The organism is Sphingobacterium sp. UT-1RO-CII-1 (genome assembly GCF_026711005.1).
GTDB lineage: Bacteria > Bacteroidota > Bacteroidia > Sphingobacteriales > Sphingobacteriaceae > Sphingobacterium.
This window is the reverse complement of the sequence record NZ_JAPPVJ010000002.1, coordinates 138,451-158,028: the sequence shown is the minus strand read 5'-3', so window position 1 is coordinate 158,028 and position 19,578 is coordinate 138,451. Positions and strand designations below refer to the sequence as shown.

The window sequence follows — 19,578 nt, the reverse complement described above, 5'->3', positions numbered from 1 at the left end:
AATAACTAAGAGATTATTAATTCTCACCCTATTATCCGCATAAACAACAGAGACCTCTTATAGATAATTGTATTCAGTAAACTATAAATTTTACAAGTTTTAAATGGGAATATTACAACTTTTAAATAGGAAAATTACAACTCCAACTCGCCTTAAATGCCCGAACTTAGTATCAGCATTAAGAAACTAAATAAAAACAAATGGCGGCTCTAGATGCGATGATGCAAAGCCACTGCTACCAGTCGATCTTTAAAAAGATACGGAGTAAGTTTTCAGTATTCTCATGGTGGCACGGGGCAAAATTATCAATTTTGATAGTTATTTCTATCAAAATTGATAGTCTAAGCCGCTGATCTGTAACTAACTTAGTAGTATGAAAAAACAGTGCGTAAAATGAAGGTATAACATGGAGCATAGTAACAAAACATATCTGCCTGCTGAAAGGATACATCGGCTTGCCCGCTTTAGGCTACATGCCGGCTTCCCAACACGGGGCATTGGCAAGGCTATGTCTGCGGGGCATGGTTTGAAAAGTCTATGCACCAATCCGGCGTTATGGCGTTGGTATAAGTTTTCAGTATTCCCCTGGTAGCGCAGGATAAAATATTAAAAAGACTGCTGCCGCCCCATTCGTAAATGGAATTTCTGCCAGGCAGAGGCACAGCAGCCATTCCGCTTAAAAAACGGAAATGAACAGTAAAAGAGCATTACAACCGCAAGGGCTATAGCTACACAAATAAAATTAAAACTATATACACATGCATATCTACGATAACATATACCTCGGCAAAACATCCCGCTTCCTTCGTGCAGCCTATCAGCGTATACTGCGCTGGCTACCTATAGTGAGTATCTACGGCTATGCTTTGCTCTATATGTATACAGGATATGACAAGCTGAAGAACATAAAAAGCTTTATCAAAGGAAATGAATCTATCCCCTTTATAGGACAATATGCCCCGCTTATAGGCTGGGGCGTACCGATCGCAGAGATCGTACTGGCTATACTTTTAGTTTTTCCTTTCCTGAAGTTAAGGCTTCCGGCCCTATGGGCATCGGTGATCCTGATGGGCATCTTCACCTTGTATATGGCTTTAATGATAAAGTTCGTGCCCGACAGGCTATGCCACTGCGGCGGCGTAATCGAATCGATGAGCTGGACCCTGCACCTTATCTTTAATATAGCGTGGTTGGGCGCAGGGGTTTATGCCATCAAAAAATTGAATGTCAATTAAAATTGTATTATTATGAAGACAAAAATCAAAAATTCAGTAATGTCAGCCCTGTTGGGAGTAGCAGTGCTTGGCGGAGCAGTCCTTATGCAATCGTTTGGAGAAAAAACTACAGAGACCTTTACATTTGTAAGGGTTTCTGGAGACTCTAACTCAATTGATCCATTGGATTATGAATATCATCCAACAAATCAGTGTATAGCCAATAATCCACAAAACAATTGCAGTGCAGATTGGAGCGAAAGTTCCACTCCAAATATTGGAGACAACCCTACGGGTACACTACAACCAGCATCCTTAAAAAAGGGATCTAGATTGCAGTAAACCAAAAATGTGACCAGAGAGTTTTTCTCTGGTCATACTTTTTAATTCGAAACATTCAAGGCCTTCTCTATATTCTTCAATAATCCTTCAACTCCATCCATTTTTAGGTCTTTCGATGATGTACTAAATATATTTCCATCTCTGTCTAACAAAACAGGCTGTGGATAACTAACTACTCCAAAAGCTTTAATAATAGGTGAATGAATCCCATCCTGAGATTGAACATTAATCCCATGCTCCGAAGTATATCGCCCGCTTTTCACACTAGCTTTCCATCTATCCCGATCTGAATCGGCACTTACACTAACAAACACAACTTGATCTTTATCAACCTGTTGCTCAACAGGCTTTAAAACAGTTCGATAGTAACCCGAACATCCACCGCAACCTGTAAACCAAAAATCAATAAATACAATCTTTCCTTTAAAATCTGCAAGCGTAAATTCTTCATCATTCTGATCTATCAGCTTTATATGTAGATAAGCTTTTTCTTCTTTATCTTTCAATATAGAATTCGATAACTCTGAAAGATAGTTTGGAACAGTAATCAGATGCTTTACTTCTAACCTTGCTTCGTCTATTTCTTCAGTACTTAACAGATCCCCGTAGAGTAGATAATAGTTTGAGAGTATTTTTTGCATCAACTTTCCTTTATAAACAGTAGGTACCATATCTGGAATAGCCTGATCATTCAGTTTCGCTATTCCTCTAAATCTTGAAACGGCATATAACGAATAATACAAAGAGGACCATTTTTGCTTATCTGAGAATTCAAGATCTCTCTCTCTCTTATGGAAGATCTCCATTAAAACACTATCTTTCAAATTGCTATCTGGTTTATCAATAAAATATGACTGGGGACGATTCACTATTGATCCAATAAGATCTTGAAATAGGTCAAAATAATCTTTTGCCATAATTTCCAATTCCAGAAATTGATAATCAGTTTCACTAAGCTCTGCCTTAAAAAGACTTAAGACCTCCTTTTTTTTTGTATTTACATAAAAAAACTTATCCTCATACATCATAAAAGCTTCAGAGAATATCTTTCTATTAAATTCCTTAGCTCGCAACGCCCACCACCCAGATTGACTTTTCCTATCTACCAACATAATTTCGTGCCACGCCTCGTACTTTTTACTTCCTTCTCCAGTAAAAGTGAAATTTTGAGCTGAATCAATATAAATTGCGACCTCATCTCCTGTTGAAGCTTTCCACACACTGGGGATATGAGATGAGATTAACACTCCATTTTCATCTTTTTGCCACCCAAAGCGGAAATATGTCGTCTCATTAACAGGAATATTGAACTCGTACTTTCCACTATCAGATTTTATATTCAAAGTTTTCGTATTTGGTGATACAGCAAGCGTATAGATACAGAGCAATTCATCCCAAAACTCTACGGTCATTGTTTTTTCCTTTTCATTAAGGTCTGTTGATACGATAATCTTAGCTTCATTCTGAGTAAATCCTATACATTGCATCTCTGAAAGCAAATAGATTACCAAGACAATATATTTATAATAATTCATCTGTTATTCTGCTCTAAATTATTTAATTCTATTTCGTTATCTGGAATAGGGAGTACATATAATAAAGATCTGGGCTCAATGGAATACCTTTTACCATTTATGTACCTGACCATGGTCCTTTCAAAATCAGGCTCTTGATTTAGGCGTCTTAAATCGCTCCATCTCAGACCACGGTAAACTAATTCTTTCCTTCGCTCCTCCAATACAAAAGCCAAAGGAGCTTCAAAAAACTTTTGTTGATTCCAATCTCCTTGATACCGACAAGTCAATAGATCATTCAAATGCTTCCATCCTTTATCTATATCTCCATTTCTAATTTCACACTCTGCCAATATCAAAAGAAGCTCTCCGTAAGTAGGACCACAAAATGGACTAAACCTTGTCCCACTGTAATTACCTCTAAACTGTACACCAAGTGTATTCTCATCAAAATAAAGATTACGCCGCAAATCATTTTCATAATATGAGTTGTACAATACCGTATCAACAAGTCCAACGATATACGTATGATTAAAATACATTGCGTATTCTGCCTGCCACAGAATTTCTTGGTTAAGAGCAGGAATAGGATATGGTTCGGAAGCATCTAGTTCTCCAAACTTTAAGATGTTGACGGCTATATTACTTATTTCATTGGCCCATCGTCCTGCCTCGGCGTATTCTCCCATACTTAAGTTAATCCGCGCCAACATAGCACGTGCTGCCAATGCTGATGGGCGTGTTAAATATGGCTGTCTTTCAGGTAATAGGCCAACTGACTCTTTAAGATCAATGAGTATCTGCTCATAAGTTTCCTCCAATGTAGATCGCGGTGTTTTTTTTCCAACTTCGCTGTTTAGATTCAATGGCAACCCTAATTCCTGTTTATTATTTTGATTATAGGGGATACAGAACAAATCAGCCAACATCCAATAACATACTGCACGATAAAATAACGCTTGTCCTTTCAAATTATCGAACATTTCCTTTCGTCCTTTTTCTGCAACTGATAACTCTTCAATACCATCCAAAACGATATTTGCCTCAAATATCTGTTTGTATGCATTATTCCAATCCGCACTCTGCGTTCCTTCAAAAATATCGGATACCCAAATGTAGTTATTACGTTCTACTGGTGTTGTCAACGAATTCCATAAGGCATCGGTCAAGTAGTAATCGTCATTCGCTATTTCACTCATACCGGGCAGGTTGGTCCCGAAGGTATTCCGATTATTCAATAATAATTGATAATCTTCAAGAGTTGTTGGCACAGTCAAAGCCATATCTGGCTTTTGTTTTAACCAATCTTTGCTACAAGCCTGCAAACTATATATTACAGTAGCTATCATACAGTACAATACTATTCTCATAAGTCAGTCATTTATAGTTCAAATGAAATTCCAAAGGCTATACTTTTTGTCCTTGGAGCACCATTTCTCGGAAAATCAGGATCAAAGTCTTGCTTACTTTTTCTCCAGATTATTCCCAAGTTAGCTGCGTAAACATTTAATCGAACATTATTCAAAATGTTGTTTTTATTCTTACTATCTGAGAGGTTATAACTCAGATTAATATCTTGTAGTCTTATGTGACTACCACTCTCTACCAATACTTCTGATCGAGTGTAGAAATTGTTTCGACTGCTATTATCTGGATAGACCATTGAAGGGATCTGAGTCTTAACCTCGTCACCTGGTACCTGCCACCTTTTTTCAAAGTCTTCATGCATACGTGCAGATGAAAATAAAAGGCCATAGTCGATACTGCTCCTACGAACAAAATATCCCATTTTAAATAGTATATTAAAGGATAAATCAAAGCGTTGATATGAAAATGTATTACGCCAACCTCCAGTCCAAATGGGTCTTGCTGCCCCAGCAAAGGATAGCTCATTAAAAGATGAAGGCTGAACCAAAGCCGAATATGCTTTACTGGCTTTTCCTTCACTATCAACACCTACAGGGTCTCCATTCAATGGATCTAATCCGTGCCATCTTAAACTAAAAATACTATATACAGGTTTTCCGATTACAGGGGAAGGCTGCAAGCCTGCTCCTGCAACAGAAGAGGGCTGTGTTTCGGCACTATATTCCGTAACTCTATCTGTAGCCCAACTTAAAAGATAGCTTGTACTCCACTTCAGCTTTCTATTTATCAATAAAGCTTTTAAATCGATATCTATTCCATGCCCTTTCATCGCAGCATAATTCCCTCTAACATCTGTCAATCCCGAGGAAGGAGGTAAATATTCATCTCCCATCAGATCTTTTTCCGATTTTTGGAAATAATCTAAGCTAATACTGAATCTTTTTCTTGAAAACTCCATATCGATACCAGCGTTGAGCATAGCCACTTTTTCCCATCGTAAACCTATATTTCCATAGTTTGAAACCCACGAATAGGGCAAGTTTGTTAGCATATCTGTTGCCTGCGCATATAAAAAAGTTGTGACGGCTGTTGAAGACCGATCTAGATTCCCGTTCCATCCATACGTTAATCGTGCATTAAATAGTGTTAGTTGATTCTGCCATTTCCAAAACGGTTCATCTGAAATGATCCACTTAGCCCCCACAGACCATAATGGCACAGATTTCTGATTGGATTTTACACCAAAGAAGTTTGATTGATCGATTCGTGCACTAGATGAAAAAATATATCGCTGATTGTAGCTATATCCTGTATTAATATAATACGACCTGAATCTATCCCAGCGAGCACCTGAACTCAAGCCAGAGGTTATAGTAGAGTTACCTGTCGGTACAGTATTGAACATTTTCTGATGATTAACAGCACTGGACACTCCTGTTTCCTCATTATAGCCATAAAAACGAAACCCTTTCGTTCTCATGGACTGACCACGAATCTCCATACCTGCCAAAGCATTAATAGAAGACTTACCAAAGCTCAAATTATAATTTAATTGCATTCGGCCTTGATGAGACTTGCTTGTTGAATAACTATCCGTTTTTTGCGCTCCTAATGGCATATTATAACCAGTTACCATATCGTCGGCTCCCAAAACAGAAAATCTATTAATCTGATTACGTGAATAAAAACTCTCTGCTCTTGCTAGATCTTCTGTCTGGCTAAAGTTTCCAAGATATTGGTACTGCACTTTCAGATTCAGGTTTTCGGAAAATCTGTAAGCAATTTCCGGATTAATACGAAGTAGTGTACTGTTTTCCATTCTTGTCTGAAGATTATTGTTTAACTCCTCTAACGGATAAAACTTCCAATTTTGAAATCCTCGATCTACTATATTTTCTACATATAATGGTGAAAGTCCATTAACTATACTTTCCCCTTCACGTATGGAGGCATAGGGATATATTGTTCCCTTAAAGGCAGAAAGTGTATTATCCAAAGCATGATTGTTCTGTTTGCCTGAATTTGCCAGAGAGACATGAGTTTCCACATTTAAGTTATTTCCAAATTTGAATCTATTATTAAATGAAAATGTAATTCTATCGGTACTATTTTTCACCTTTTCAGATTTTTGTCCATCATAACCTAATGACATGTAATAGCTATGTCGCTCAGTTCCTCCTTTGACAGATAGGTAATGCTGCTGTCGCAATTCGTTCTGATAAAAATGATCTAAAAGTTCTTTTCTAACGTCTATTTTTTGAAACCGATCGATCATGTCAGCAAGACCATCTGCAGAAAGATTATTGGTTTCAAACTGATAACGGCCAGCGACATAGGGAGAGACAACAGGAGCTGATGCATTAAGAAGTGTTTTCTCGTAATAATCGTTATTATAGAGAAAATCTTCCATATCCAAATAACCCTCGCTACTCATAAAGTCTGGTGAATAATATATATCAGGTTTCTCAAACATTGTCACATTTGAATGCAGGGATACAACAGGTTTTACGCTCATTCCCTGCTTTTTAGTTGTAATAACTATTACCCCGTTCCCTGCTCTTACGCCCCATATCGATGCGGCGGCGGCATCTTTCAATATGGTTACATTTTCCACATCATTCGGATTAAGCGCATTGATGTCTCCTTCAAAAGGAAAATTATCCACTACAATTAAAGGCTGTGTATTTGCATAAATTGTACTTAATCCCCTAATATTTATAATTTCATTGTTCCCACTTATTCGAGTACCAGGTGCATTAAATACTAATCCACTTGTAATACCTTCTAACTTATCAAGCAGATTTGTCTGGATACGGCTTTCTAACATCTTCTTATCCGGTGTAGAAAATGATCCCGTAGCCCGTTCCTTGGGTATCTTCTGGTATCCTGTAGACACGACCTCGACTTCTTCAATCTGCTTCTCGCTGATCTTTAGGTTAATTTTCAATACTGTAGCGATATTTTCATAAGCAATCTTTTGTTCGTTATAGCCTATATGTTTAATGGTGAGTACGCCTGTAGTTTTTTTTACGTTGATTGTAAACTTTCCCTCCTTATCGGTGCGTGCATGCTTCTTATCCACTATGATCGAAGCCCCTTCAATAGGCTGCCCATCAGCAGCCGAGCGCACCTCTCCACGAAGTACAAGCTCGGTCTGCGTCTGAGCGGACGCCTGCGTATACACAAGCGAACTAAACAACACACAAAATATCGCTATAAGCTGTAAGCCATAAGTCATAGGCTTTTTAATATCGTCAGCTCTTTCTTTATCAAGCAGGAAACCATCCGCTTCATTTAAGCCGTTTTGAGAGCTCCTTTTATTTTTAATTAACATAGACCCCACCTTACCCCTAACCCCTTCACAAAACGACTCAAACCACCTTAAAATCAATCGATTCATATAGAGATCATTCTCCACCTTCCCCTCCTTGCAAGTAAAACGTAGTGGTCTATTCGCCAGTTCTTCGACTCGGCTTCGGGAGTTGTTCGACAATCCTTCGAGTGCTCTTCGACAGTCCTTCGACTGGGCTTCGAGTCGGCTTCGACACTTGTTCGACAATCCTTCGGGTGCTCTTCGACTCGCCTTCGACTGGGCTTCGACTCGCACTCGAACAGCACTCGAACAACACTCGAACAGCAGTCGAACACCAGTCGAACAAATGTGCACCAAAGTACGACCTAATCTCGAAGCCAGACCGAACACCCCGGCTACCCTAGCCGAAGCGGTCTTAGTGTATGGCCTAAGTATTCTCCAAGTATGCGTGAAGTAGTAACAGTGTATAAGGAGTGTATTAAAACACATTACACTAACCATGCTCCATGATAGCTTCATGCCTGCCTGGTTCGTGCCTCTCCCACCTTTGCCAGTTGTCCCGCGGGCGCGGGACTTCTGAACATAACAACTAAACTGATAATAAATTGTGCTGAGAGACAGCAATAAACATTGAAAGCTATTTAGAGATAAGTAATATCTTTTCCTTATAGGTTTTTCTAGGGCATAACAATCCCCTTTGCGTAAAAATCGCATCATAATTATTCGGTTTTTAAATCATTATTTAAAAAATTAGGAAAAAACCGACCTTCCTACCCATGCAAAAAGCACAGATAATGGTATATATTTTGGAATAATAGAAAATCAAGCTATCTTTAAGTGCTAACATAAAATACAACCGATTTTTATTAACCAAAAAACAAGGTATACCATGTTTTAGTTGGAAAGTCGGTAAACAGGTCTATCAGGACAGTTCAAACACCTTTTGGCTTTTGAGCTGACAATTGGGTATTATTTAATACCGCAAGCTGTGGAAACGGCTTACGCCCCCTCCCCTTTTATACCTGTATTATTTTAGCACAGCTTAGTCCGGAGGACAGCAAACGTTCTTTAAGAGTAGATGTTGGGAATACCATGACGACCGATGGAATATCGGTGATAGATGGCTTTTGTTGGTTTTAAAATTCGTTCTCATAATTTTTAAAGTTTATGATGAACGAGTCTATAAATACTAATGGGGTACCCCCTATCTTCACTTTTATCGAGGCACGGCAAAGAGCCTTTGACGAAGTTCCGATAGGATAGCGACCCCATATTATTGCAAAGATACAAAATTATGAGGTAGCAACTATCCTATGGCCTTGCGTCGTTGAAAATTTGCCGTTTTCGATAACAAGACTCGTTTTAATCAAGTTGCAAACCAATATGTCATTAGTTCAAAACAAAGATACAAATAAAAAACAAAACATGCAATATATAGCATGATTTATATTATGGAAAAACTTGTTTCAAAAAAGAAAATTACAGAACTAGAGTTTCGAATCATTGAAAAGGTGAAAGAAGTTAGAACGAAAAAAGGTGTTTCGAGGATGCAATTAAGTAACGATATTAGAGTCGATAAGGGCTTCGTCGGTAAGGTGGAAAGCTATGCTCATCCTGATAAATACAATTTCAGTCATCTTTTTAGAATTGCTAAAATTCTAAAAATAAAATCTATACGAGATCTTATTCCGAATGATATGCCTAAGTACGAAGATATTGAAATTGTTTACGAGATGGTTCCATTAGTTCAAAACAAAGATACAAATAAAAAACAAAACATGCAATATATAGCATGATTTATATTATGGAAAAACTTGTTTCAAAAAAGAAAATTACAGAACTAGAGTTTCGAATCATTGAAAAGGTGAAAGAAGTTAGAACGAAAAAAGGTGTTTCGAGGATGCAATTAAGTAACGATATTAGAGTCGATAAGGGCTTCGTCGGTAAGGTGGAAAGCTATGCTCATCCTGATAAATACAATTTCAGTCATCTTTTTAGAATTGCTAAAATTCTAAAAATAAAATCTATACGAGATCTTATTCCGAATGATATGCCTAAGTACGAAGATATTGAAATTGTTTACGAGATGGTTCCTAAAATCAATAAAGATGGTTCTCAATCAAAACAGCTTGAAAGTAGCGTATTGGAAATTAGACCGAAAACTGAAAGATAAGTCTCCACAGAGGCAGTTTACTATTTTATTACTGACCCTAAACACACAAAGCATGATTTTAAAACCAATACAAATTAAACTAAAAGTAAATCATGGAGTTAAATAGACTTTCTGAGGTTTTCAAAAAGCACAAGGTTCAAAACCGAGTTCTTGCTAAGCACTTCAATAAAGGTGAAGATGTTATTTCAAAATGGAGAAATAACAAAAGACAACCTACCATTTCTGAACTGCATGAAATCGCAAAATTATTAAGAGTTGACATCAGAACCTTGTTAAATAAGAGCGATTGGAAAGATTCAGAAGCAGAAACGTACAAGCAGCTTGAGGCTAGAGTCAAGGATAAATAAGTCCTATTTTATTTTTAAATATGTTTAAAACACAGTATAGAGATCAAAGCTACTTAATCCTTTTAGGTCAACGACTGGATTCAATTAGAGTTAAGAGTGGCAAATCAAAAGAAGATTTTGCAGAATTATGCGGCATAGACACTCGCCAATTAAGACGCATAGTGAAGGCGGAATCAAACTCATCCATTTCACTCCTAAAAAAATAGCCGACAATTTACAACTAACTCTATCAGATCTTTTAAGTTTTTAAAGGAAATATACAGAGTGATAAATTGTATAAGCACCTCTCAACCAAAGAGGTAACCGAAAGAGCTGAGATAAAAAACGTTTGAGAGGAGTTTGGAAAATAATTTGTAAATTTGAGGATAAACGAAGAAAGTGAGGTACAATATGGTATCAGAAGCAAGGAAACTACATATCATCGAAGAGATATTGAAGTTAAATAGCGAATCTACTTTAGCTGCTATTGAGAACTTTTTGAAAAAAGAAAAAAAAGAAGATGCTAAAGTAACAAAGACAAAATCTGCTTTCCGCGAGTTTTCAGGTATATGGAGTAAGGAAGAAGCTGCCGAAATAGAGAGCATCATAGAAGAATCCTGCGAAACCATCAACCCAGATGACTGGAAATAATATCCTTTTGGACACGAATATAGTCATTGAACTATTCAAGGGCAATAACGTTGTAGTAGCTCACCTAGAGGATAGGGATATGGTCGACATTCCTTATGCCGTACTTGGAGAATTGTTGCTAGGTGCCTATCGTTCAGCAAACCTGAAAAAACACAAATCAGAAATAAATAGTTTTCTGAAACGGTGTAATGTAATAGGTGCCAATGCAGAGACATCGGACACCTACGGCGCGATCAAGGCCGAATTGTTGGAAAAGGGAAAGCCGATTCCCGAAAATGACATCTGGATAGCTGCTGTCGCAAAACAGTATGACTATACCTTGGTCACAAGAGACAAGCATTTCAATGAAGTCGATGGATTACGAGTAGTGAATTGGTTTTAGTTTAAGTCTCAACGAACTCCAAGGAATAAATGGTGAGAGCGGTAATGGAAGATCGCTTTGTTCGATTGGGTATGAAACAAATCGTAGGAAGAGCAGCGCGCATGGAAAATACGGCTTCTATACGAGTTTTTGACAAACTAAATATGGAGTTTGTAGAAGAGTTTGTTGAGGAAGGTCAGTACTGGGTGCTGTATCAGGTTGGTAGATAGGTTTGCTTGCTCCCTATATGATATCATTTACCATGTATTACTAACCTTGGCTTTCCAATCATAAGGCAACAGATCTAAAATAGTCAAAGTAGTGTGGCTGTCTACCATCACAAGTGCATTGTGGTTATCTTGACTCAACTGTGTGATAAACTCTCTACAACGCCCACAAGGAGGTACAATATCACCCGATTCAGTAACTGCGATTAGTTTTTCAATTTTAACTTCTTGATTCTTTAACATCTCAGCTATTGCAGCATGTTCAGCACAGAACCCCATTGAACAAGCAGTATCAATACTAACACCTACATACACATTACCTTTTGATGTTAAAATAGCAGCGGCAACAGAACCAAATGAAATAAACTTATTTAATTCTCGGTGCTTTGCATAGGTCAATGCTTGTTGTTTTAATTCTCTAAAATCCATGTGTAAATGTAACTATTTATCTCCCAAACGGCTTTTCAATTATTTTATAAAATTATTTCAAGACTTAAATCGTGTCCTTCATTTTTATCCTATTATTGCTAGCAGCAGCTTCCTTCCCCCAATCTGCGATGGACATCAACAGGGGTATTAAAGTCTTTCCAAATTCTGTAAGCTCGTAATCGACTTTTAGAGGAGCCTTATGGGTATGCACAGTCCTAATGATCAAACCATCTTGCTCTAATTCTTTCAACTGAAGGCTTAATGTACGTTCGGTAATAGCAGGACACTCTCTTCTCAGTTCACTATAACGTTTCTTTTCAATCAAATGCAGAAGAATTACAGCTTTCCACTTACCTCCTATATACCTCATAGTCAAACTGGTGCTACAAGGAAAATCTTTATCATCTATACAATACATCTGTTACTATCTATCTTGACCGTTATTGCAAATATAGTACACTATACATAGTTTTGCAACTATAAAAAATATAGTATGAAAATTATGAACAGATCTCGATTATCTTTATTACCATTATTCGCCCTGATCGGCTTATCACTGTCGGTTTTACTTTTTAGTTTTAAACCGGCTAATAGTTCCGGAACAACTGACCGCCCGCGTTCGGGGTTAAAATTGCTTATCGGCAACTTGGAAACATACATACTATCCGATGGTGTTATATCTTTGCCGTCCATCCAGCCAATTTTTGCCCCATTTATAGCGGAACAGCAATTAATTTCTAAGCTAGAAAAACTACACCTTCCTAAAGATAGACTGGAAGTGAGTTCGAATATCATGTTGATTAAAAAGAACAATAAACTTATTCTGATAGACTCTGGCAGTGGTTATCATATGGGTAAAAATGGTGGCCAACTTTCTACCTCTTTGCAGACAATTGGCATCGAGCCCGAAGATATTACTGATATCGTCATCACGCACGCCCATATAGACCATATTGGCGGCATTCTAGATGAAAAAGATGGTTTTATATTTCCGAGCGCACGATATCACATTGCTCAGAAAGAATACGATTTTTGGATGTCGGACAATCCGATATTTCCTAATTCTAAGGATAATATTTCCAACATCAATTCGGGTATATTATTTGCCCAAAGAACACTCGCTAAAATCAGCGACCGTTTGCAGTTCTTTGAATATGGACAACATCTTTTTGGTTGTTTAATACCTGAGTTAGCAGAGGGACATTCTCCGGGGCAAACTGTATTTACGATATATGATAATGAAAAATCATTGAAGCATATAGTAGATGTAATACATACACCATTTTTAGTTTCAAATCCGGAATGGGGTACACTGTGGGACGGAGATTTTGAAAAGGCAGTGAAGACGAGAAAAAAGATAATAGCTGAGGGCGTGGAAAAGGGGACTCTTTTCATGACTAGTCACTTACCATGGCCAGGTCTAGGGTTTATAGATAGAAGCGGTACAGAATACCAATGGATGATTCTCCCTTATTCGGATCCTATAAATATAGTGATAAATTAATTTTAGTGAAATTGCCAATCAAAGTTCCATACTATATACTAGACATTCATCTCGTCAAACTCTACCAGAAGTAACTCAAATTATTATGGCGTGCTGACCAACAGTTGCTAGAGAAAGATCCTGTTGTTGGTGTATTGAAGTATGGGAAAATGTACTGAAAAATAAAAACATAAAAATAGCCATTCAGCAAGCTGAATGGCTATGTATATTTTTTGCTTATGCTATCGCTAGAGCTTTTCTATCTCTTCTACAGATAAGCCCGTACCTTTAGCGATATCCGCTATGGGCAAACCCATTTTCTTAAATTCTAACGCGATAGCGATAGCTTTTTTACTTTCGCCATCAGCTTTACCTTTTTCCAGTCCGGTCTGTAGGCCTTTTTCTCTTTCCTGTCTTTTGATTGTTTCTATTACACCCATTTGTATTGTGCCTCCTGTCACTTGATAAATGTATTGATCAAAATTACTATTTAAATCCTTATCTCGTATAAAAAGAAAACTTTTTAAAAACACTAAAAAACTCATTATACGATCTTTACTATACTTATTGGTCTCAATTAGCGCACGCGCTATCGTACTCCGCTGCTCGGCAAGCTCCTCTTCAGCAATCTTATTTTCCGAAAGCGCTTTCTGATAAGCCAGTACAATATACGCAAAAATATTATCCATAACAAGAAGCTCATCTTCCTGATGGTCAAAGATCTGGTAGGTAAGATAACGGAACGTCAGCGAAGTACCGAATACAAAATAACCATATTCGCCAGGCCGGCCTTGCGTATGTCCGCCTGTAAATACAGCAATGGTCTCCACCGGTACACGATACCGATCCAACAGGCGGTAATGGTACTGAAACATGCGGTATGGAAAACCATCATCATTGCCTCTTTCGATCTCGGTATGCGCTAAGATCCACTTCTGGCTTCCGTCTTTCAGATACACTTTCACTAAAAGATCAGCGATACGCCTCCCCTTTTTACGTTCTCGATCAGGCATGATCTCAAGCAGCTCTTTGTCCATAAAGGTAAGCCCTTTTTCGAAATCAAACATAGTATCTGCTTCAGGATACATAAAGCGGAGAAAGTCGGGAAAGTTCTCTTCAAAAATAGCTTTGAGAAGCTCATCGCTTTTCCTAAACGGCACACTTCTTTTGGTTAACTCACTCATAATTAAGCTTATTTAATTAAATAAAGATAGTAAAAAAAGAAGTCAATTACCTTAAGTAGCTAAAAGCTAGATAAATTATATATTTACACAATACATTTTAGATAATAATGATTCCAGACCTTTCAACTTTAATGATATAATCCGACATATAAATTAAATCTATTCCAAAATAGAGCGAATACATCTCTTGGATTAACTAATATGTTTTCTCTTTGCGGAACATTTATTGTAGCTTACATATGTAAACAGCACTGACAATTAACATTTTATCCTTAATAAAATTACTAATCATGAAAAATTATTTAAGTTTATCACCTTTTTTTTTGATGTTTTTATTTTTTTCTTCATGCTTTCCATCATACATGGCAAGAAATTCAGATCCAAACCAAGTAATTGAGAGCAGGTTCCTAGAAGCTAAATCTGTAGGTATGACCAAAAAAGAAATAATTGAAAAATTTGGAATGCCAATTTCCACTTCTCTTAAAAAAGAAAGTGATGTTACAATAGAAGTGCTACATTATTTAGAAAATTTTGGTACAATTAGAATAGTTACTTCTATAACACTTCATAACGGTATAGCCATAAAACAACATGTGGACAACATCACATCGAATTATGATGAACGTTTTGACGCAATTGATTATGATCTAAAAATTTTAATGACATCTTAATCTAGATATTACAACTGCTGAGTATACATTAATTATTATAAAAGAAAAAATATCTGTTTTGGCAAATTCATTAAGTATCAATATTGCCAAAGCAAGAGCAAATAATGCTATAAATCAACACAGTACTATTCGATTGAACAAAACTGGTAATTTAAAACCTGACAAAAATCATTAATAGTTAAATCATTATAAAGAGAAAGAAAATGACGAACTACTACTGTTTGCAAATCGTTCTCTAAACCAGAAGTATAAAAATAATTTCAAGATTGAGATAGAGTGCAGGAAAGCGATCGGAAGATAGATCTAGATGACAGTTGACTTCCTTCTTAAGTTTAGCTTTAATCGAATGACTTTCATACCATATATAGCCCCTGCGGACGCAAGGGCTATAATTTGCTAATTATAATACCGCCGGGTGGCGGAAACTGAATTATGAATATTTAAAGATAAGCCTTATGCAACTATAATACAACAGCTTACCAGGTAATATGTATAAATAAGCAATGATGTCATTTCAAATCGATCGGTAAGCATACTTTTAAAGTCGTCTAGAAACTATTACCTATATTGGACTACTTCTTAGCAATTTAAACCCGAACATCCATAACCATAGCTACAGTTGTCTCGGCGATACTGCTAAGAGCTAAACCCTAACTCTACATTAGACCACAGTATGACTAAAAGAACTGCAACTAAAAATCTTACTAGAAAAGAACCATACAAGAAAAAGCTATCGGGGAAATATTGGTTTGTCGTAGAAGTAGATGGATCGTTCGGTAAAAAATAAAAACATAAAAATAGCCATTCAGCAAGCTGAATGGCTATTTTTATGTTTTGCTTATGCTTTCATGAGAGCTTCTCGATTTCTTCTACAGATAAGCCCGTACCTTTAGCGATATCCGCTATGGGCAAGCCCATTTTCTTAAATTCTAACGCGATAGCGATAGCTTCTTCTCTTTTACCATCAGCTTTACCTTTTTCTAGTCCGGTCTGCAGACCTTTTTGCAGGCCCTTTTCTCTTTCCTGTCTTTTGATTGTCTCTATTACACCCATTTGTATTGTGCCTCCTGTCACTTGATAAATGTATTGATCAAAATTACTATTTAAATCCTTATCTCGTATAAAAAGAAAACTTTTTAAAAACACTAAAAAACTCATTATACGATCTTTACTATATTTATTGGTCTCAATTAGCGCACGCACTATCGTACTCCGCTGCTCGGCAAGCTCCTCTTCAGCAATCTTATTTTCCGAAAGTGCTTTCTGACAAGCCAGTAAGCAATGGTCTCCACCGGTACCCGGTATTATTATTAGTCTACAATGAGCTTCAGCTTATGATTTGTCCTGTTAGCAAACCTATCAGTTGCTGTTAAAGTGATTTCATAATCTCCCTTTGCAGATGCTACTCCTGATATTTTCATTTGCTCGCTATCAAACTTTATCCATTCAGATTGGCCAACATTAACACTGTATATCAATCTGCTACTATCTATGTTTTTAAAATAATCATGAGGAACGAATATTTCGAAATGTTTCCCTTGTTGGAGCTTTATATCAGAAAGCGGATGATAGACAAATGGTTTAAACAGTTTACCAGTATTAACCCAATATATATCGGACTCTGCTATGCCACTTGCTTCGATTTTTAATCGAGTGAAAAACAAAAAATTATTATCAATACTTACAAATGGTCTACGATCCCAATCAGTAGAATTTATTGTTGAATCAGCGATCCGAGGTTCAGTCCACTTATCGTTAATGTCACGATAACTGATATATAAATCTACTCCCGTTTCCTCGCCCGTATATCTGCAAAAAACTATATAGTCTTCCTTTGGAGAAATGAAGACACTTTCCTCATCATTTGGTGATATAAGCTCAGGAATAACACTTGCACTTTGGTATTGATTGTTATTCAATTTTGAGCAGAACAAATCAGCCGTGTAACAGTCTTTCTTTCCATCACATCTTCTAGTAGAAGAAAAATACATTGTACCATTATAAGTCATAGAAGCGTTAGCTTCTCTACTTGACGAGCTTATGGGAGCAGGCACTAATTTTGGAGAGCTCCACGCACCGTTAATCTTCTCCAGCATCCAAATATCGGTATAGACATTTTCTTTCTCTACTTTGCTTTGAGCATAAAGTATGGACGTGCCATCTGGCGAAAAATAAGGTAAATAAACACTCTTATTTCTTAATGGTTCAAAAACTGAGGGTTCTGTCCATTTTGTACTAATCTTCTTTGAGTAAAATATTTCTCCGTTGAAATTATCCTTGTTAAGTACTCCAAATGCTAATTCTCGTGTATCGGGTGTAAATGAAATACCATGTTCTAGTCGACCTTCCATAGAGACTATACCTGGTGCGAAAATGATAGGGATAGAATCTGGATAATTTTGTCCAAAATAATCAGTCGCCTCAATAGACGATTTACAACCAATTAGTAAAAACAGTAAAATAGATACTGCTATTTTAATTATTGAGGACTGCATGTACTAACCTTATAAAATCAACAACCCGTCAATCATTTCTTTTACCTTGTCATTTCCTGGAAAGCCTGTGAATTTATTCACTAGCGCGCCTTCTTTATTAAATAATAGATAAGATGGAATCCCTTCGAAGTCAAAATGATCCATCATGTAATACCACTGATCAGAGGTCAGATAATAATGTTCACTGCCAATTCCTTGTATCTTGGATTCCCATAGTTTTTGGGGTGATGATCCGTTTGTGATATATACAAATACCACATCCTTATCTCGATAATCGTCTTTTGTATCCCGGAATCGTTTCATTGCATCCAGGCAAGGTGCACACCATGTTGCCCAAAGATCAATAAAAATCACCTTGTTCTTATGCTTCGAGATAATATTTTCGATTACCTTTTCTTCTGCTATGGTTGAGACATCATTAACGACAACAGGTGATTTTACGCTATCCAGTTCAATTATCTGTTCATTTTTTCGGAACAATACTTTTGCGATTTCACCATCCCCCCAATATTTAGTGATATTCTCTTTCTGTTTTTCGCTTAGTGGCTTTAAATGCTCATTGAATTGCCTACCGTAGGCATTAGCAGCTAAAATATCATAATATGGACCATCATCAAACCCTACCAAATCGGACAATATAGCTTTTACACTTACCAACCAAGATGCGATATCACTTTCTCCGATTGAAGGCAACCCCAATACTTCATTATTGAGAATAGAGTCTTGCAATTCAGGAAATGTAAATGTGTGCAGGTATTGTGGATCGTTGAGATTGAAATCTTTCAAAAAACGAAAATAAGATCTGTCAATCTTTTGGATTTCAGGCTCACCAATAGTATCACGAGTTGAGTTATAATAATTAAGTTTCATTTGTCGTTCGTAATTGAAGACAAGTCCTGTATATATAAACATACGATAATCTTTTGCGATAAGGTCTTTAAACTCTTGGGAGAACAAATTATCGTTATCTACAAACTGCACCAATCTTTTAGCTACGCTACTTTTAGCATAATCTAAAAACTCGTCTATACTTTTATCAAAGAGCTGCGGATACTTCCATTCGGGATCAGTGGGTTTATAATCAATCATTTTACCCAACACCGATATGGCTTGTCTCATATCATATTTATTAATGGCAGGCATAACATCTACATTTTTGATATTCAGGCTTGCATCATAAGTTATATCAACATGCGTAGAGTCGTTGTTTACAGCTTGCACAACAAGCATCTTATGGGGACCGACATTAGTGAATAAATTTAATAAGGCAGTCTCGGTTTCAATATCAAAATCTAGCGAGAAGTTTCCCGACGAATCAACAGGAATATCATATCTAACATCTTCTCCTGAAATTGGATGTGTAATACCAATAGTTATCATCACACTATTCTTAATTTTACCATCAGGGACGATGATTCGGCCTGTTATTTTGGAAGTGCCAGCGACTATGTTTATTTGGTTGGTGTTGGTTTGGTTTCCTCTATTACAGGAATAGAACAAGAAAAGAGTACATATAAAAATAAGCTTTATTTTAATCATTCTTATTGTAGTTTAAGGTCAGTCAGAAAATACTACTCTTTAGCTATTATTTAACATCTGTTCGTATTGATTAATGAATAAATAAATAGTCTATTACTGGGTTTGTATTCTAATAAAAACGTGAGCTATAATTGCAGTTTTTATTCGTATTAGTTTATGATACTGCTAAATATCGGAAATATATTTATTATAAAAAAATATTAAACTCTGATTATGAGATGTAATAAAGCTACATGTAATGTGCATAAGTACGATTTATGATGATATTAATAACAACAAAAAAAGATG

20 protein-coding genes are annotated in these 19,578 nt (G+C 36.6%); 11 read left to right on the top strand and 9 right to left on the bottom strand.

Annotated elements, in window-relative coordinates; translation table 11 throughout:
• Positions 1-758 precede the first annotated feature (758 nt).
• Both ORI89_RS04565 and ORI89_RS04560 read left to right on the top strand, forming a co-directional pair.
• On the top strand, positions 759-1,235 hold the full coding sequence (locus ORI89_RS04565; RefSeq protein WP_268229263.1) for a MauE/DoxX family redox-associated membrane protein: 477 nt from the start codon (positions 759-761) through the stop codon (positions 1,233-1,235).
• A 12-nt stretch (positions 1,236-1,247) separates the two neighbouring features.
• A complete protein-coding gene (locus ORI89_RS04560) occupies positions 1,248-1,556 on the top strand; it encodes a hypothetical protein (RefSeq protein ID WP_268229262.1) in 309 nt (102 codons plus the stop codon).
• Positions 1,557-1,597: 41 nt separating this feature from the next.
• On the opposite strand, the gene ORI89_RS04555 is transcribed toward ORI89_RS04560, so the two are convergent.
• From ORI89_RS04555 to ORI89_RS04545, 3 genes are read right to left on the bottom strand one after another with little or no spacing between them, the layout of a single operon-like run.
• Positions 1,598-3,091, bottom strand: coding sequence for a TlpA family protein disulfide reductase (locus ORI89_RS04555; RefSeq protein WP_268229261.1), 1,494 nt, complete (start codon positions 3,089-3,091; stop codon positions 1,598-1,600).
• Positions 3,088-4,440 (bottom strand): RagB/SusD family nutrient uptake outer membrane protein, encoded by a 1,353-nt coding sequence (locus ORI89_RS04550; RefSeq protein ID WP_268229259.1) that lies wholly within the window; start codon positions 4,438-4,440, stop codon positions 3,088-3,090. The genes ORI89_RS04555 and ORI89_RS04550 overlap by 4 nt, the downstream gene beginning before the upstream one ends.
• Before the next feature lie 11 nt (positions 4,441-4,451).
• Positions 4,452-8,468 carry a SusC/RagA family TonB-linked outer membrane protein gene (locus tag ORI89_RS04545; RefSeq protein WP_268229258.1) on the bottom strand — a complete coding sequence of 1,339 codons (4,017 nt, stop codon included), beginning with the start codon at positions 8,466-8,468 and terminating at the stop codon, positions 4,452-4,454.
• A 734-nt stretch (positions 8,469-9,202) separates the two neighbouring features.
• Here ORI89_RS04545 and ORI89_RS04540 point away from each other — a divergent pair.
• The 7 genes from ORI89_RS04540 (at position 9,203) to ORI89_RS04515 (ending at position 11,492) form a co-directional block, all read left to right on the top strand.
• The gene (locus tag ORI89_RS04540; protein WP_268229256.1) at positions 9,203-9,547 is read left to right on the top strand and encodes an XRE family transcriptional regulator; all 345 of its coding nucleotides are present in this window, start codon (positions 9,203-9,205) and stop codon (positions 9,545-9,547) included.
• Positions 9,548-9,555: 8 nt separating this feature from the next.
• Positions 9,556-9,924 (top strand): XRE family transcriptional regulator, encoded by a 369-nt coding sequence (locus ORI89_RS04535; RefSeq protein WP_268229254.1) that lies wholly within the window; start codon positions 9,556-9,558, stop codon positions 9,922-9,924.
• Positions 9,925-10,016: 92 nt separating this feature from the next.
• Entirely contained in the window at positions 10,017-10,271 is a 255-nt protein-coding gene (locus ORI89_RS04530; protein WP_268229253.1) for a helix-turn-helix domain-containing protein, read from the top strand.
• Between the two features lie 20 nt (positions 10,272-10,291).
• Entirely contained in the window at positions 10,292-10,477 is a 186-nt protein-coding gene (locus ORI89_RS19235; RefSeq protein ID WP_442800868.1) for a helix-turn-helix domain-containing protein, read from the top strand.
• Between the two features lie 184 nt (positions 10,478-10,661).
• On the top strand, positions 10,662-10,901 hold the full coding sequence (locus tag ORI89_RS04525; RefSeq protein ID WP_268229252.1) for a hypothetical protein: 240 nt from the start codon (positions 10,662-10,664) through the stop codon (positions 10,899-10,901).
• 7 nt (positions 10,902-10,908) lie between these two features.
• Positions 10,909-11,283 carry a type II toxin-antitoxin system VapC family toxin gene (locus ORI89_RS04520; protein ID WP_268229251.1) on the top strand — a complete coding sequence of 125 codons (375 nt, stop codon included), beginning with the start codon at positions 10,909-10,911 and terminating at the stop codon, positions 11,281-11,283.
• Positions 11,284-11,312: 29 nt separating this feature from the next.
• Complete coding sequence (locus tag ORI89_RS04515; RefSeq protein WP_268229250.1) at positions 11,313-11,492, top strand: hypothetical protein; 180 nt, start codon at positions 11,313-11,315, stop codon at positions 11,490-11,492.
• 27 nt (positions 11,493-11,519) lie between these two features.
• On the opposite strand, the gene ORI89_RS04510 is transcribed toward ORI89_RS04515, so the two are convergent.
• Entirely contained in the window at positions 11,520-11,918 is a 399-nt protein-coding gene (locus tag ORI89_RS04510; protein WP_268229249.1) for a cytidine deaminase family protein, read from the bottom strand.
• Positions 11,919-11,982: 64 nt separating this feature from the next.
• Entirely contained in the window at positions 11,983-12,288 is a 306-nt protein-coding gene (locus ORI89_RS04505; protein ID WP_268229248.1) for a winged helix-turn-helix transcriptional regulator, read from the bottom strand.
• Positions 12,289-12,420: 132 nt separating this feature from the next.
• Here ORI89_RS04505 and ORI89_RS04500 point away from each other — a divergent pair, with 132 nt between their 5' ends.
• Positions 12,421-13,422, top strand: a complete 1,002-nt coding sequence (locus ORI89_RS04500; protein WP_268229247.1) for an MBL fold metallo-hydrolase — start codon at positions 12,421-12,423, stop codon at positions 13,420-13,422.
• Between the two features lie 227 nt (positions 13,423-13,649).
• Here the strand turns inward: ORI89_RS04500 and ORI89_RS04495 are convergent, their stop codons facing one another.
• Positions 13,650-14,585: a hypothetical protein gene (locus ORI89_RS04495; protein ID WP_268229246.1), complete on the bottom strand. Its 936-nt coding sequence runs from the start codon at positions 14,583-14,585 to the stop codon at positions 13,650-13,652.
• A gap of 290 nt (positions 14,586-14,875) precedes the next feature.
• Here ORI89_RS04495 and ORI89_RS04490 point away from each other — a divergent pair, with 290 nt between their 5' ends.
• Positions 14,876-15,256, top strand: coding sequence for a hypothetical protein (locus tag ORI89_RS04490; protein ID WP_268229245.1), 381 nt, complete (start codon positions 14,876-14,878; stop codon positions 15,254-15,256).
• Positions 15,257-16,102: 846 nt separating this feature from the next.
• Here ORI89_RS04490 and ORI89_RS04485 read toward each other — a convergent pair.
• From ORI89_RS04485 to ORI89_RS04475, 3 genes are all read right to left on the bottom strand, one after another.
• Positions 16,103-16,414: a hypothetical protein gene (locus tag ORI89_RS04485; RefSeq protein WP_268229244.1), complete on the bottom strand. Its 312-nt coding sequence runs from the start codon at positions 16,412-16,414 to the stop codon at positions 16,103-16,105.
• 152 nt (positions 16,415-16,566) lie between these two features.
• On the bottom strand, positions 16,567-17,751 hold the full coding sequence (locus tag ORI89_RS04480; protein WP_268229243.1) for a putative Ig domain-containing protein: 1,185 nt from the start codon (positions 17,749-17,751) through the stop codon (positions 16,567-16,569).
• A gap of 9 nt (positions 17,752-17,760) precedes the next feature.
• Positions 17,761-19,290 carry a TlpA family protein disulfide reductase gene (locus ORI89_RS04475; RefSeq protein WP_268229242.1) on the bottom strand — a complete coding sequence of 510 codons (1,530 nt, stop codon included), beginning with the start codon at positions 19,288-19,290 and terminating at the stop codon, positions 17,761-17,763.
• Positions 19,291-19,578 lie beyond the last annotated feature (288 nt).

Coding starts and splice junctions, on each gene's coding strand:
- ORI89_RS04565 (WP_268229263.1), top strand. CDS start 759: ATGCATATCTACGATAACATATACCTCGGCAAAACATCCCGCTTCCTT.
- ORI89_RS04560 (WP_268229262.1), top strand. CDS start 1,248: ATGAAGACAAAAATCAAAAATTCAGTAATGTCAGCCCTGTTGGGAGTA.
- ORI89_RS04555 (WP_268229261.1), bottom strand. CDS start 3,091: ATGAATTATTATAAATATATTGTCTTGGTAATCTATTTGCTTTCAGAG.
- ORI89_RS04550 (WP_268229259.1), bottom strand. CDS start 4,440: ATGAGAATAGTATTGTACTGTATGATAGCTACTGTAATATATAGTTTG.
- ORI89_RS04545 (WP_268229258.1), bottom strand. CDS start 8,468: ATGATGCGATTTTTACGCAAAGGGGATTGTTATGCCCTAGAAAAACCT.
- ORI89_RS04540 (WP_268229256.1), top strand. CDS start 9,203: ATGGAAAAACTTGTTTCAAAAAAGAAAATTACAGAACTAGAGTTTCGA.
- ORI89_RS04535 (WP_268229254.1), top strand. CDS start 9,556: ATGGAAAAACTTGTTTCAAAAAAGAAAATTACAGAACTAGAGTTTCGA.
- ORI89_RS04530 (WP_268229253.1), top strand. CDS start 10,017: ATGGAGTTAAATAGACTTTCTGAGGTTTTCAAAAAGCACAAGGTTCAA.
- ORI89_RS19235 (WP_442800868.1), top strand. CDS start 10,292: ATGTTTAAAACACAGTATAGAGATCAAAGCTACTTAATCCTTTTAGGT.
- ORI89_RS04525 (WP_268229252.1), top strand. CDS start 10,662: ATGGTATCAGAAGCAAGGAAACTACATATCATCGAAGAGATATTGAAG.
- ORI89_RS04515 (WP_268229250.1), top strand. CDS start 11,313: ATGGTGAGAGCGGTAATGGAAGATCGCTTTGTTCGATTGGGTATGAAA.
- ORI89_RS04510 (WP_268229249.1), bottom strand. CDS start 11,918: ATGGATTTTAGAGAATTAAAACAACAAGCATTGACCTATGCAAAGCAC.
- ORI89_RS04505 (WP_268229248.1), bottom strand. CDS start 12,288: ATGAGGTATATAGGAGGTAAGTGGAAAGCTGTAATTCTTCTGCATTTG.
- ORI89_RS04500 (WP_268229247.1), top strand. CDS start 12,421: ATGAACAGATCTCGATTATCTTTATTACCATTATTCGCCCTGATCGGC.
- ORI89_RS04495 (WP_268229246.1), bottom strand. CDS start 14,585: ATGAGTGAGTTAACCAAAAGAAGTGTGCCGTTTAGGAAAAGCGATGAG.
- ORI89_RS04490 (WP_268229245.1), top strand. CDS start 14,876: ATGAAAAATTATTTAAGTTTATCACCTTTTTTTTTGATGTTTTTATTT.
- ORI89_RS04485 (WP_268229244.1), bottom strand. CDS start 16,414: ATGAGTTTTTTAGTGTTTTTAAAAAGTTTTCTTTTTATACGAGATAAG.
- ORI89_RS04480 (WP_268229243.1), bottom strand. CDS start 17,751: ATGCAGTCCTCAATAATTAAAATAGCAGTATCTATTTTACTGTTTTTA.
- ORI89_RS04475 (WP_268229242.1), bottom strand. CDS start 19,290: ATGATTAAAATAAAGCTTATTTTTATATGTACTCTTTTCTTGTTCTAT.